Here is a 13337-nt window from a genome sequence, read left to right on the forward strand (position 1 = left end):
TTGTGCTGTACTGAACCTCTTCGTCAGGACAGTTGCAGAACACGAAAAAAGGGGAGACGGATGCTGACCACGAGCACCGTCAGTGGAGCGACCGGCTCCGGAGCCGTGCACGAGGTACGGATCGGCCGGGGCTTCGGAGATGTCCGCTGGATCGAGTGCGCCAGTTGCGGCCACCGGCAGTTCGCGCAGTTCGGCGCGCGGGGCAAGGCCGACCGGCATCTGGCCTCGCACGGCGTGAACGGCGCCGAGGCGGGGCCGGATTCCGGCAGCCCGGAGTTCACCCCCCTGCCCTGGGTCCTGGGGTTCACGACGCTGCTCGTGCTGTTCGTCGTCATGGTGGCGCAGAGCCCGGGACAGTGAGCCCGGTGGATGCGGGACAATAGGGGGTCGACCCCGCCCGCTCCCACCCTCGAGGACACCCGGCCATGACCCCGCCCTCCGGCCTCCCCGGCCCGTTGCAGATCGGACCGCACACGGTCTCACCTCCCGTGGTGCTGGCGCCGATGGCGGGGATCACCAATGCCCCGTTCCGGACCCTGTGCCGGGAGCACAGCGGCGGCCGGGGGCTTTTCGTCAGCGAGATGATCACCACCCGGGCGCTGGTCGAGCGCAACGCCAAGACCATGCAGCTGGTCCGCTTCGACGCGGCGGAGAAGCCGCGCTCCCTCCAGCTGTACGGAGTCGATCCGGAGACGGTGGGCCGGGCCGCCCGCATGATCAGTGACGAGGACCTGGCCGATCACATCGACCTGAACTTCGGCTGCCCGGTCCCGAAGGTGACCCGCCGGGGCGGCGGCTCGGCGCTGCCGTACAAGCGTCCGCTGCTGCGGGCGATTCTGCGGGAGGCCGTCGCGGGCGCCCGGGGACTGCCGGTGACCATGAAGATGCGCAAGGGCATCGACGACGACCACCTCACCTACCTGGACGCCGGCCGGATCGCGGTCGAGGAGGGCGTCAGCGCGATCGCCCTGCACGGGCGCACCGCGGCGCAGCACTACGGCGGGACGGCCGACTGGGAGGCCATCGCCCGGCTGAAGGAGGCGGTCCCGGAGGTCCCGGTGCTGGGCAACGGCGACATCTGGACGGCCGATGACGCCGTGCGGATGGTCCGGGAGACCGGCTGCGACGGGGTCGTGGTGGGCCGTGGCTGCCTGGGCCGGCCGTGGCTGTTCACGGACCTGGTCGCGGCCTTCGACGGCCGGGGGCCGGAGAGTTACGCCCGTCCCGCGCTGCGGGAGGTCGCCGGCACCATGGTGCGGCACGCCCGGCTGCTGGGGGAGTGGACGGGGGACGAGGCGCGCGGCGTGATCGACTTCCGCAAGCACGTGGCCTGGTACACCAAGGGGTTCGCGGTCGGCTCCGCACTGCGCCGGAAGCTGGCCGTCAGCTCCTCGATCGAGGAGCTGACGGGACTGCTGGACGGGCTGGACCTCGACCAGCCGTGGCCGGCCGGGGCCGACGGGCCGCGCGGGCGGACGTCGGGGCGTAACCGGGTGGTCCTGCCGGACGGCTGGCTGGACGACCCCTACGACGGCGCGGCTGTCTGCGCCGAGGCGGAGCTGGACACCTCCGGCGGCTGAGCCTCCCGCGGCCGGGTCCGGGAGGTCTGCCGCTGCCGGGGCAGGCGGGCTCCCGCCGGGCCCGGCGTGCGTGCGCCGGACGCCTGGTCCTGGAGGTCGACGGCGAGGGCGGCGGTCCAGCTGAAGTCCCGGATTCCGTGGGCCCGGCCGGTGTACGGGTCGACGTATTCGGCGAAGCCGGAGTCCGCGGCGGTGGCCCGCACCGCGGTGCTCAGCGCCTCGGCGTGCGCCTCCTCGCCGTGCTGCCGCAGACCGCGCACGAGCAGCCAGTTGACGTTGATCCACGCGGGGCCGCGCCAGTAGCGGGCGGGGTCGAAGGCGCTGCCGAGCAGGTCGTAGCTGGGCACCAGCCGTGTGGTGTCGTGCAGCCCGAAATGCGGCCCGGTCATGGTGCGCACCAGGGTGGCGGCGGTCTCCGCGGGGAGCCCGGGCAGGAGCAGCGGAAGCAGTCCTGCCGCGCTCCGTTCCGGCACCAGGGTGTCGCGGCGCACGTCCCGGCACCGGAAGAGCCCGGCCTCGGCGTCCCACAGCCGTCGGACCAGCGCGGTGGTGAGGCGCTCGGCGCGGGTCGTGTGCACGGACGGGTCGTGGCCGGTTGCCCCGGCGATGTCGGCGAGGGCGTATTCGGAGGCGATCAGCAGGGCGTTGACGCCCGGGTCCTCCACGGCGAAGTGGTGCGGTGCCTCCTCGTCCCGGTAGCCGTGGTCGCGGTAGTCGGCGGCGAGCCGGACGTAGCGTCCGTAGTCCAGGTCGGTGGGCCGGTCGGCGGGCGAGCCGTGGTGGAGGTCCGCGCGGCGGAACGAGCCGGGGGCGCTGGGTTCGATGCGGGACAGCGGTTCGTCCCAGCACGGGCTGTTGTCCATGCCCGACTCCCAGGGGTGCACCACGGACACCAGCCCGCCGCCGCCGAGGTCCCGGTGTGCGGTGAGATAGCGCTGCCAGGCGTTGAGCCGCGGGTACAGCCGGGTCAGGAAGCCGCGCCGCCGGCTCGCCGCGGGGTCGGCGCAGTGCACCAGCCAGGCGGCGAGGGCATGCACCGGCGGCTGGACGAGGCCGGAGGTTTCCACGCCGGCCGGGGCACCCACGCCGGCTCCGGCGCTGCTGGAGTCCCAGAAGTCGGGGCCCGGGAAGTAGGCACCGCGCGGTACGGCGGCGTTGAACACGATGTGCGGGACGCGCCCGTCCCCCCACTGGGCCTCGAAGAGGGTCTCCAGCTCCCGCTGGGCCCGCACCGCCGAGAGGTGACGCAGCCCGATGGCGATGAACGCCGAGTCCCAGCTCCACTGGTGCGGGTAGAGCTGCCGGGAGGGGACGCTGGAGGTGCCGGTCCAGTTGCGTCGCAGGACCCGCCGGGCACGGCGCCGCAGTGCGGTGGTGCGGGGTGGGCGAGTCGCCCGGGAGGGGGTGGTCACGTCAGGGGCAGACGCGCTCATGCCTTCGTCCGTCGTCGTGCTGTTGTGGGGAGAAGGGGCCGGGCGGCTGCCAAGGGAGAACTCCGGAATGGAGGAGACGTATTCCTGGGAGGGCGGTTTTTCCGACAAGGACAAAGGGTACCCCCGTCGTTTATACAGCCATATCACGCACCCAACCGCCGGACAAGAGGCTTCGGGGTGGGTCGGCGCTCAGGTGAACACCAGCCGGCTGTCATGGGCGGGTGAAGGGTCCCGTAGATGAGGATGTGCCCGCTTATGCCCGCGTGACCCGTGCCACGTATGATGGCCGTAATGCTCAGATGAGCGGATTGCGGGGTAGTCTCCCGGCGTCAGGGCAGCCCTTTCCCGGATTCCGTCCGGGAGCACCCCATCGAGGAGTCGAGACTCGTGGCGGACATCAAGACCAGACCACCCTCCCAGGCCCCGCTACCCGCCGGCCCGGAGACCGACGTCCCGGTGAAGTTCGTGTACGCCTTCTCCGAGGGCAACAAGGACCTCAAGGACCTGCTCGGCGGCAAAGGAGCCAACCTCGCCGAGATGACCAGGCTGGGCCTGCCGGTCCCCCCGGGCTTCACCATCACCACCGAAGCCTGCCGGGCCTACCTGGCATCCGGTGACGAGCCCGCGGCTCTCCGCGCCGAGGTGAGTGCGCACCTCGACGCCATGGAGCAGCGGATGGGCAAGAAGCTCGGCGAGGGCCGGGACCCCCTGCTGGTGTCGGTGCGGTCCGGCGCGAAGTTCTCCATGCCCGGAATGATGGACACCGTCCTCAACATCGGACTCTCCGACGTGAGCGTCGAAGCCCTGGGTGCCTGCGCCGGGGACGAGCGCTTCGCCTGGGACTCCTACCGCAGGCTCATCCAGATGTTCGGCAAGACCGTGCTCGGCATCGAAGGCGACCTCTTCGAGGACCGCCTGGAGGAAGCCAAACGGGCCGCCGGTGCCGCCAGCGACGTGGACCTGACCACCCCGGACCTCAAACAGCTGGTCACCGACTTCAAGAAGATCGTGCGGGAGGCAACCGGCCAGGACTTCCCGCAGGAGCCCCGGGAGCAGATGGACCTCGCCATCCGCGCGGTCTTCGACTCCTGGAACGGCTCCCGCGCCCGGCTCTACCGGCGTCAGGAGCGCATCCCGCACGACCTGGGCACCGCCGTCAACATCTGCGCGATGGTCTTCGGCAACCTCGGCCCCGACTCCGGCAGCGGCGTCGCCTTCACCCGCGACCCGGCCAGCGGCCGGCAGGGCGTCTACGGCGACTACCTGGCCAACGCCCAGGGCGAGGACGTGGTGGCCGGCATCCGCAACACCGTGTCACTGGCCGACCTCGAGCAGCTCGACAAGACGTCCTACGACCAGTTGCTGCAGATCATGGAAACCCTCGAAACGCACTACAAGGACCTGTGCGACATCGAGTTCACCATTGAGCGCGGCACCCTGTGGATGCTGCAGACCCGGGTCGGCAAACGGACCGCCGCCGCCGCGTTCCGGATCGCCACCCAGCTGGTCGACCAGGGCCTGATCGACGAGACCGAGGCGCTGCACCGGGTGAACGGCGCGCAGCTGGCCCAGCTGATGTTCCCGCACTTCGACGGGGAGGCCGAGGGCGATCTTCTCGCCACCGGCATCGCCGCCTCCCCCGGCGCGGCGGTCGGCGTGGCCGTCTTCGACTCCGAGGCCGCCGTCCGCCGGGCCGCCGCGGGCGAGAAGGTCATCCTGGTGCGCCGCGAGACCAACCCCGACGACCTGGACGGCATGATCGCCGCCGAGGGCATCCTCACCTGCCGCGGCGGAAAGACCTCGCACGCGGCCGTGGTCGCCCGTGGCATGGGCAAGACCTGCGTCTGCGGTGTCGAGGAGCTCGACGTGGACCTCAAGGGCCGCCGCATCACCACCGGTGACGGGGTGGTCATCGAGGAGGGCGACACGCTCTCCATCGACGGCACCTCCGGCAAGGTGTACCGCGGCGAGGTACCCGTCGTACCCTCCCCGGTCGTCGAGTACTTCGAAGGCCGCATCGACCCGCGGGCCGAGCCCGCGGACGACCTGGTGCGCGCCGTGCACCGGCTCATGTCCTACGCCGACCGGGTCCGCAGGCTGCGGGTGCGCGCCAACGCCGACACCGGGGAGGACGCCGCCCGGGCCCGCCGGTTCGGCGCCCAGGGCATCGGCCTGTGCCGCACCGAGCACATGTTCCTCGGTGACCGGCGGGAGCTGGTCGAGCACCTGGTGCTCGCCGAGACCGACGCCGAGCAGAGCGCCGCCCTGGACGCGCTGCTGCCCCTGCAGAGGGCCGACTTCCAGGAACTCCTCGAAGCGATGGACGGGCTCCCCGTCACTGTCCGGCTGCTCGATCCGCCGCTCCACGAGTTCCTGCCGGACCTCACCGAGCTGTCCGTGCGGGTCGCGCTCACCGACTCCCGCCAGGAGACCGAGGAGAAGGACACCCGCCTGCTGCACGCGGTGGAGCGCCTGCACGAGCAGAATCCGATGCTCGGCCTGCGCGGCGTCCGCCTCGGGCTGGTGATACCCGGCTTGTTCTCCATGCAGGTGCGGGCCCTCGCCGAGGCCGCGGCCGACCGCCTCGCGGCCGGCGGCGACCCCCGGGGCGAGATCATGATCCCGCTGGTCGGCACCGTGCAGGAGCTGGAGATCGTCCGGGAGGACGCCGAGCGGATCATCGCGGAGGTCGAGCAGGCCCGCGGCGTCGTTCTCGAACTCACCCTCGGCACGATGATCGAGCTCCCCCGGGCCGCACTGACCGCCGGTCAGATCGCGGAGTCCGCGGACTTCTTCTCCTTCGGCACCAACGACCTCACGCAGACCGTGTGGGGCTTCTCCCGGGACGACGTGGAAGCCAGCTTCTTCGCCGCCTACCTGGAGAAGGGCATCTTCGGGACCTCCCCGTTCGAAACGATCGACGTGGACGGTGTCGGCGCACTCGTCCGCACCGCCGTCCGGTCCGGCCGGGCCACCCGCCCGGACCTCAAGCTGGGCGTCTGCGGCGAGCACGGCGGCGACCCCGAGTCGGTGCACTTCTTCCACGAGGTGGGGCTGGACTACGTGTCCTGCTCCCCGTTCCGGATCCCGGTGGCCCGGCTCGAGGCCGGCCGGGCGGCGGTCGCCCGACCGCCGGTGTGAGACCTCCGGAGCTCTGCCGCGCCCGACCCTCACCGCGGCAGAGCTCCGGAACCCCCGCGGGGGAACAGGGGCGGCGCCCGGTGCGGAAGGCGCCGCCCCTGCCGGGGTACCGCTGCTGCGCGGCACGGTGACGGCTAGTCTGACGTGATCAGCCGACGAGGGGGAGTGATCTTCGATGGACGCGCCGCCACCCCGGCGAGTGCTGGTGGCCACCGACCTGTCCCCGCGGGCGGGCCGGGCCGTTCAGCGGGCCGCGCAGCTCGCCGCCCGGCACGGCTCGCGGCTCACCGCCCTGCACGCGGTGCCGCAGGGCATCGAGGCGGACCTGGTGGGGTTCGCCCGCTCCGAGCTGCGCGCGCACGTCGAACGGCACGCCCCGCACGTGACCGTCGAGACCGTGGTGCGGTCCGGACGGCCCGCGTCGGTGATCACGGTCGAGGCGCGGGAATGCGCCGCCGACCTGCTCGTGGTGGGGGCGCACGGCGCACACTGGCTGGCCGACATGCTCACGGGTAGAACGGCGGAGGCTCTGGTCCGGCGGAGCCACGTCCCGGTGCTCGTCGTCCAGCACCCGCCCGACCGGGATTACCGCACGGTCCTGCTTCCTGTCGAGCCCTCGGACATCTCGTTCACCGCCGCCCAGGAGGGGATCGCACTGACTCCCGGGGCGGAGCACCTGGTGGTGCACGTGAGCACTGTCCCCGGCGAGCACCTCATGCAGATGCGCGGCGTGGACGACGCCTCGCTGGCCGAGCTGCGGCGGGTGAGCACCGAGCGGGTACGGCCGGGCATCGAGGAGGCGGCAGCCGGGCTGACGCCGCCGCCGGCCCGGGTCCTGGTCGTTCCCGGACGCCCGGAGAGCCGGATCGTGGAGCTGGCCTCCGAGTACGAGGCGGACCTGACCGTGGTCGGGACCGGCACGCACTCCAGGTTCGGCTACGCGCTGGTCGGCAGCGTCGCCCAGTACGTCCTGCGCCGTGCGCCCTCCGACGTGCTCGTCGTCCGCGGCACCGGAGAGTGACCGCGCTTCCCGTATCAGCTCTTCACCGCGATGGGTCTCCATGGAATTCCACGACTTCTCCCTTGTCGCCGCCGTCCTCGCCGTCTCCGCCGTGGCCGGCATGGTGGCGACCCGGCTGCGGCAGCCGCTCATCGTCGCGTTCATCGGCGTCGGGATCCTGGTCGGCCCGGCCGGGACCGGCTGGGTCGTCGCCGACAGCACCATTGAGCTGCTCGCCGGCCTGGGCATCGCGGTGCTGCTGTTCCTGGTGGGCTTGCGGCTCGACCTGCACCTGATCCGGACCACCGGCCCGATCGCCCTGGCCACCGGACTGGGGCAGGTCGCGTTCACCTCGGGGGTCGGCTACTTCATCGCGATCGCGCTGGGCATGGAGCCGGTCACCGCCCTCTATGTCGCGGTCGCCCTCACCTTCTCCTCCACGATCATCATCGTGAAGCTGCTGTCCGACAAGCGGGAGCTCGACCAGCTGCACGGACGCATCGCGGTGGGCTTCCTCATCGTCCAGGACATCGTCGTGGTGCTCGTCATGATCGGGCTCACCGCGTTCGGGCAGCAGGCGGGCGGGGACAACCTGACCCAGGACGTGCTGCTGGTGCTGGCCAAGGGTGCCGGGCTGCTGGGCGGCATCGCACTGCTGATGCGTTACGTGCTGCCGCCGCTGCTGCACCGCATCGCGGAGTCCCAGGAACTGCTGGTGCTCTTCGGCGTGGCCTACGCCGTGTCCGTGGCGGCGGTGAGCGAGCAGATGGGCTTCAGCTCCGAGGTGGGAGCGTTCCTGGCCGGAGTCTCGCTGGCGACCACCCCCTACCGTGACGCCCTGGGCGCCCGCCTGATCAGCCTGCGCGACTTCCTGCTGCTGTTCTTCTTCCTCGACCTCGGTGCCAAGCTCGAGTTCACCGACGCGGCGCAGCAGCTCGGCGAAGCGGCGGTCTTCTCCGCCTTCGTGCTCATCGGCAACCCGTTGATCGTCATCCTGATCATGGTGTTCCTGCGCTATCCGGTGCGGATCGGGTTCCTGGCCGGCCTCACGGTCGCCCAGATCTCGGAGTTCTCGCTGATCCTCGCGGCGCTCGGGCTGAGTCTGGGCCACATCACCAACGCCACGGTCAGCCTGATCACCGTCATCGGGCTGATCACCATCGGCGGCTCCACCTACCTGATCCTGTACTCGCACCAGATTTTCGCGCGCCTGGAACCCTGGCTGTCGAAGCTGGAACGGACCGGCAGCCGCAAGAGGGATCTCAGCGAGACCGACCGCGAGGTGGACGTCATCATGTTCGGGCTCGGCCGGTTCGGCGGTCACCTCGCGGACCGGCTGGGCCAGGCCGGGTACCGGGTGCTGGCGGTGGACTTCGACCCGCACCGGGTGGAGATCAACGACCGGGAGAACGTCACCGCCGTCTTCGGCAGCGTCGAGGACGTGCACTTCCTGGAGACCCTGCCGCTGACGCAGGCGCGGTACGTCATCAGCACCGTCCCCGTTCCGGAGACCGGCAGGGCACTGCTGCACGGTCTGGAGCACCACAACTACGGGGGCAGGACCGTGCTGACCGCCCACACCCGGCGCGACGCGGACCTGCTGCGTGAGGCGGGCGCCGACATAGTGCTGGAGCCCTTCGCCGCCGCCGCCACCGCCGCGGCGGAAGCCCTGCACGACCCCGCCGTCCCGGAGGACGTCACTCCCGGGACCGGCACCCCGGAGGACGTCACACCCACAGCGGACGCCGCCGGCCCGGACGCGGACGCCGGCGGTCCGGACCGGCGGCCCGGCCCCGGGTCGTGAGAGGGCCGGGCCGCCGGGTCAGGTCATGTTGCGGCGCAGATGCTTGTCGAGGGCGATGATGACGGAGGCCGCCGCCGCGAGGGCGAGGATCCGCAGCCATGCCTCGAGCGACAGCGGCTCGGTCTGGAAGAGGGTGTTCATCACCGGGATGTAGGTGATCGCCAGCTGGGCCAGGACCTGCAGACCGACGCCGAGGAAGATCCACGGGTTGCTGAAGAACCCGGTGCGCCAGGCGGACCGGGTCAGCGAGCGGCAGCTGAACAGGTAGAACACCTGGATGGCGATGATCACGTTCATCGCGGAGGTCCGGGCCGCTTCCTCCGACACCCCGCCGTTCGTGCGCTCCCACTCGAAGAGCCAGGTGGCGGCGGCGACGATCAGGATGCCGACCAGGAAGATCCGCAGTGCCAGCCCCCAGGTGAGCAAGGGCTGGGCCGGGCTGCGCGGCGGCCGCTCCATGATGCCGCGCTCCCGCGGCTCGAAGGCCAGCATCAGTCCGAGCAGTACCGCGGTGGTCATGTTGACCCACAGAATCTGGGTCGGCAGCACGGGAAGGGCGGAACCCAGCACGATAGCGGTCAGAATGACCAGACCCTGTCCCATGTTGGTGGGCAGGATCCACACGATGAACTTCGACAGGTTGTCGAAGACTCCACGGCCTTCCTCGACCGCGGCCTCGATGGTGGCGAAGTTGTCGTCGAGCAGGATCGCGTCGGACGCCTCCTTCGCGACCTCGGTACCGCTGTGGCCCATGGCGACCCCGATGTCGGCCTGGCGCAGCGCCGGAGCGTCGTTGACGCCGTCGCCCGTCATCGCCACCACCTGCTCGTCCGCCTGCAGCGCCTCGACCATCCGCAGCTTCTGCTCGGGGGACACCCGGGCCAGCACGGTCGCGCCCCGCAGGGTCTCCCGGTACTCGTCGGGGGGCAGCTCGGACAGTTCGGCTCCGGAGACCACCGCGTTCTCCCGGTCGGTGGGCAGCCCGAGCCGGGTGGCGATGGCCTTCGCAGTGGCGACGTGGTCGCCGGTGATCATCTTGACGTCGATCCCCGCGGTGTGACAGGCGCGGATCGACTCCTTCGCGGCCTCGCGCGGAGGATCGAACATGGCCTGGAGGCCGGTGAGGACGAAGCCCTCGTCGAGGCTGTCCTCGGAGAGGGTCTCCGCGGAGCCCGGTTCGCGCCGGAGCCCGGTGGCCAGCACTCGCAAGCCCTTGGCGGCCAACTCGTGCAGGGCCTCCTCCACCGCTTCGCGGTCCAGCGGACGCAGTGTGCCGTCCGCGGCCATCTCCCTGTCGCAGGCGGGCAGCAGCCCTTCGACCGCCCCCTTGACCAGAGTGACGGTGCGGTCGGCTGCCTGCTCTCCGTGCGGTACCCGGTCACGGTGCAGGGTGGCCATCCGGCGCCGCTTGGAACTGAACGGCACGGTGTCGACGCGCGGCAGGTGCCTGTTCATGTACCGGGGGGTGAGACCCGCCTTGTGCGCGGAGGCCAGCAGGGCGCCCTCGGTGGGGTCGCCCACCAGGTGCCAGGACTCCTCGTGCTCCGTCAGCCGGGCGTCGTTGCAGGCGGCTCCGATGAGCAGGGTCCAGTGCAGTGCCTCGCCGCCCTCCCAGCCGGAATCCGAGCCGTGCCGTCCCAGCGGCCGTCCGTCCAGGTCCTGCAGTTCGCCGTGCGGCGCGTAGCCGGTGCCGGTGGCCCGGAAGCTGCCGTCCGGGGTCCAGACCGTGTGCACGGTCATCTCGTTCTGGGTGAGGGTCCCGGTCTTGTCGGAGCAGATGACGGTGGTGCTGCCCAGCGTCTCCACACACGGCAGACGCCGGATCACCGCATGCCGGCGGGCCATCCGGGACACGCCGATGGCCAGGGTGATGGTGACGACGGCGGGAAGCCCTTCCGGGATGGCCGCCACGGCCAGAGCGACGGCGGCGGTGAAGGTGAGCGCGGCGTCGTCACCGCGAGCCAGACCCACCACGAACGCGAAGGCGGCCAGCGCGAGGATGGCGAATGTCAGGACCTTGCTGAACGCGGAGAGCTTGCGGGTGAGGGGGGTGGCGAGCATCTGGGCACTGCCGACGAGCCGGTGGATCTCGCCCAGCTCGGTCCCGCTGCCGGTCGCCACCACGACGCCGGTACCGTTCCCGCTGGTCACCAGGGCGCCGGAGTAGGCCATGTTGCGCCGGTCGGCGACGACGGTCTCCGCGGGCAGCGCCACGTTCTCCTTGGACACCGGGTCGGACTCACCCGTGAGCGCCGACTCGTCCACCCGCAGCTCGGCCAGTCGCAGGAGCCGCACATCGGCCGGTACCTTGTCGCCGGACTGGATCAGCACCACATCGCCCGGCACGAGCGTCTCGGAGTCGACCTCGCGGGCTGCGCCGTCGCGCACCACCCGGGCCTGCGTCCGCACCATCGCGCGCAGGGCGTCCAGCGCGGACTCGGCCTTCGACTCCTGGACGTACCCGATCGCTGCGTTGGCCAGTACTACACCGAGGATGACCGCGGAGTCCACGGTCTCCCCGATGGCCAGCGCCACCGCGGCGGCGACCAGCAGGACATAGATCAACGGATTGTGAAACTGCAGCAGCAGCCGCTTCAGCGGTCCGGTGGTCCCGGCCTGCGGGAGAACGTTGGGGCCGTACTGCTCCAGCCGCTGTTCCGCCTCGGCCGAACTCAGGCCCTGGTGCACATCCGTTCCGAGCTGCCGCACCGCTGCTTCGGCGCTCAGCTCGTGCGCTGCTCGCTGCTCCTCCCGAAGTGCCTTCTGGTCCGTCATGACCCGCCCGTTCCGGCCGGGGCGAACAGGGCCGGAACGCGGGAGCGCATCACCGGGAGGACCCCGGTGCCTTCCCGGTGCGCCGGGTCCGGCAGGGTCCGGGCCGGGGGGCCGGCGAGCACGTCGACGGACGGATCGGGGTATCCGCACTCCTCGGTGTGCCGCACCAGCGGATCGTGTGCCTTACCCACATCGCCCTCCCGGGGATTCGTGCTGTCAGCCGTGTCGTGGTCCGCCGTACAGGACGGGATCAGCCGGCCGGTTCGGTGGCCCGGCAGTCTCCCGGTCATCCTGACCGGGTGCCGGGGAGCGGGGGAGCAGTCGACGCTGACTGCGACGGCCAGGCCCTTGCGCGGCTCTCCTTCGCGCGGGGGCTGCGGTATTCGGGCGGCGCGGCCGGCCCGTGCTCCGAGCACCGGGGCGGCAAGAGGCCCCGGCGTCCGACCCCGGTTCCGCCACAGCGGGAGCCGGTGTCCGCGCCGGAGCGTGTGAGTGGCCGTTCGCCCGTCCCGACAGCACCCGGACCCCTGGCAGAACCAGGGTCAGCTGCCGGCCGTTCATGGTCATCAGTCTACTCACAGCGGAGAAATGCGGCCGAAGGGATCTCGATGACCGACCGCGGGTGATCGGACTCCGGTCAGTATCGAAGACCTTCGTAACGGACTCCGGTCAGCCGTTCGGACGCCTCCCACAACCGTTCCGACACCGCGTCGTTGGTGGTCCAGGGGGCCCGCCAAGGTCTGCCCGGGCCGCCGCGCAGCCGTCGGCCGGTCAGCACCGACGGGCCGTGGAACGAGTCGGGACGCACCTCCGGGGCGGTCGCGGCGTACAGCGTCGGGGCGGCGCCGGTCTCGGCGGAGGAGGCGACCAGCCGGTTCAGCAGCCGCGCCCCGCGTTCCTGGGCCGAACTGTCCGCGAGCCGGGGCCCTTTTGTCTGCAGCTCGGTGCTCGCCCACCCGGGGTGGGCGGCGGTGGCCAGCAGGTCCAGGCCCGCGGAGCGGCGGGCGAGCTCGTGGGTGAAGAGCAGATTGGCGGTCTTGGAGCGGGCGTAAGCCGTCCAGCGCCGGTAGGAGCGCTGGGAGTTGAGATCGGTGAGGTCGATGTTCGACTTCAGGTGCATCAGGCTGGAGACGGTCACCACCCGGGCACCGGGGGTGGCCAGCAGCCGCTCCGCCAGCAGCCCGGTGAGCGCGAAGTGACCCAGGTGGTTGACCCCGAACTGCATCTCGAAGCCGTCCGTGGTGCGGGCCAGGGGCACCGCCATCAGCCCGGCGTTGTTGATCAGCAGATCCAGCCGGGCACTGCCCCAGCCGTCGGCGAACTCCCGTACGGAGGCCAGGTCGGCCAGATCCAGCCGCCGCAGCTCGGCGTCCGCCTCCGGTACCTCGCCCAGCAGCCGGTCCAGGGCCGCCCGGCCCCGTGTCTCGCTCCGGCAGGCCAGCACCACCGTCGCTCCGAACCGGGCGAGCTCCCGGGCGGTCACATAGCCGAGGCCGCTGTTGGCACCGGTGACCACGGCGGTGCGGCCCTTCAGGTCGGGAAGGTCGCGTACGGTCCAGCCCATGCGTGCCCGTCCTCTCGCTCAGGGCCTCGCCGGAACGGCC

9 protein-coding genes are annotated in these 13337 nt (G+C 71.4%); 5 read left to right on the forward strand and 4 right to left on the reverse strand.

The annotated features are described in order from the left end of the window. The first annotated feature begins 60 nt into the window (after positions 1-60). Positions 61-360: a hypothetical protein gene (locus PJ985_RS11805; RefSeq protein WP_271683630.1), complete on the forward strand. Its 300-nt coding sequence runs from the start codon at positions 61-63 to the stop codon at positions 358-360. Positions 361-425: 65 nt separating this feature from the next. Beyond that, positions 426-1580, forward strand: a complete 1155-nt coding sequence (dusB, locus tag PJ985_RS11810) for a tRNA dihydrouridine synthase DusB (protein ID WP_271683631.1) — start codon at positions 426-428, stop codon at positions 1578-1580. Here the strand turns inward: dusB and PJ985_RS11815 are convergent. Then, entirely contained in the window at positions 1526-3013 is a 1488-nt protein-coding gene (locus PJ985_RS11815; RefSeq protein ID WP_271683632.1) for an MGH1-like glycoside hydrolase domain-containing protein, read from the reverse strand. The two genes, dusB and PJ985_RS11815, sit on opposite strands and share 55 nt — an antisense overlap. 456 nt (positions 3014-3469) lie before the next feature. Here PJ985_RS11815 and ppdK point away from each other — a divergent pair, with 456 nt between their 5' ends. The 3 genes from ppdK (at position 3470) to PJ985_RS11830 (ending at position 8958) form a co-directional block, all read left to right on the forward strand. Further along, on the forward strand, positions 3470-6154 hold the full coding sequence (gene ppdK / locus PJ985_RS11820; RefSeq protein ID WP_271683771.1) for a pyruvate, phosphate dikinase: 2685 nt from the start codon (positions 3470-3472) through the stop codon (positions 6152-6154). A 175-nt stretch (positions 6155-6329) separates the two neighbouring features. Beyond that, a complete protein-coding gene (locus PJ985_RS11825; protein WP_271683633.1) occupies positions 6330-7175 on the forward strand; it encodes a universal stress protein in 846 nt (281 codons plus the stop codon). Positions 7176-7215: 40 nt separating this feature from the next. After that, entirely contained in the window at positions 7216-8958 is a 1743-nt protein-coding gene (locus PJ985_RS11830; RefSeq protein ID WP_271683634.1) for a cation:proton antiporter, read from the forward strand. A gap of 18 nt (positions 8959-8976) precedes the next feature. On the opposite strand, the gene PJ985_RS11835 is transcribed toward PJ985_RS11830, so the two are convergent. From PJ985_RS11835 to PJ985_RS11845, 3 genes are all read right to left on the reverse strand, one after another. Continuing rightward, the gene (locus PJ985_RS11835; RefSeq protein WP_271683635.1) at positions 8977-11733 is read right to left on the reverse strand and encodes an HAD-IC family P-type ATPase; all 2757 of its coding nucleotides are present in this window, start codon (positions 11731-11733) and stop codon (positions 8977-8979) included. Beyond that, the gene (locus tag PJ985_RS11840) at positions 11730-11924 is read right to left on the reverse strand and encodes a hypothetical protein (RefSeq protein WP_271683636.1); all 195 of its coding nucleotides are present in this window, start codon (positions 11922-11924) and stop codon (positions 11730-11732) included. Before PJ985_RS11840 ends, PJ985_RS11835 begins: the two co-directional genes overlap by 4 nt. 446 nt (positions 11925-12370) lie before the next feature. Further along, positions 12371-13297 carry an oxidoreductase gene (locus PJ985_RS11845; protein ID WP_271683637.1) on the reverse strand — a complete coding sequence of 309 codons (927 nt, stop codon included), beginning with the start codon at positions 13295-13297 and terminating at the stop codon, positions 12371-12373. Positions 13298-13337 lie beyond the last annotated feature (40 nt).

Origin of the sequence: Streptomyces sp. ACA25 (assembly GCF_028200735.1) — a bacterium.
GTDB lineage: Bacteria > Actinomycetota > Actinomycetes > Streptomycetales > Streptomycetaceae > Streptomyces.

Coding starts and splice junctions, on each gene's coding strand:
- PJ985_RS11805 (WP_271683630.1), top strand. CDS start 61: ATGCTGACCACGAGCACCGTCAGTGGAGCGACCGGCTCCGGAGCCGTG.
- dusB (WP_271683631.1), top strand. CDS start 426: ATGACCCCGCCCTCCGGCCTCCCCGGCCCGTTGCAGATCGGACCGCAC.
- PJ985_RS11815 (WP_271683632.1), bottom strand. CDS start 3,013: ATGAGCGCGTCTGCCCCTGACGTGACCACCCCCTCCCGGGCGACTCGC.
- PJ985_RS11825 (WP_271683633.1), top strand. CDS start 6,330: ATGGACGCGCCGCCACCCCGGCGAGTGCTGGTGGCCACCGACCTGTCC.
- PJ985_RS11830 (WP_271683634.1), top strand. CDS start 7,216: ATGGAATTCCACGACTTCTCCCTTGTCGCCGCCGTCCTCGCCGTCTCC.
- PJ985_RS11835 (WP_271683635.1), bottom strand. CDS start 11,733: ATGACGGACCAGAAGGCACTTCGGGAGGAGCAGCGAGCAGCGCACGAG.
- PJ985_RS11845 (WP_271683637.1), bottom strand. CDS start 13,297: ATGGGCTGGACCGTACGCGACCTTCCCGACCTGAAGGGCCGCACCGCC.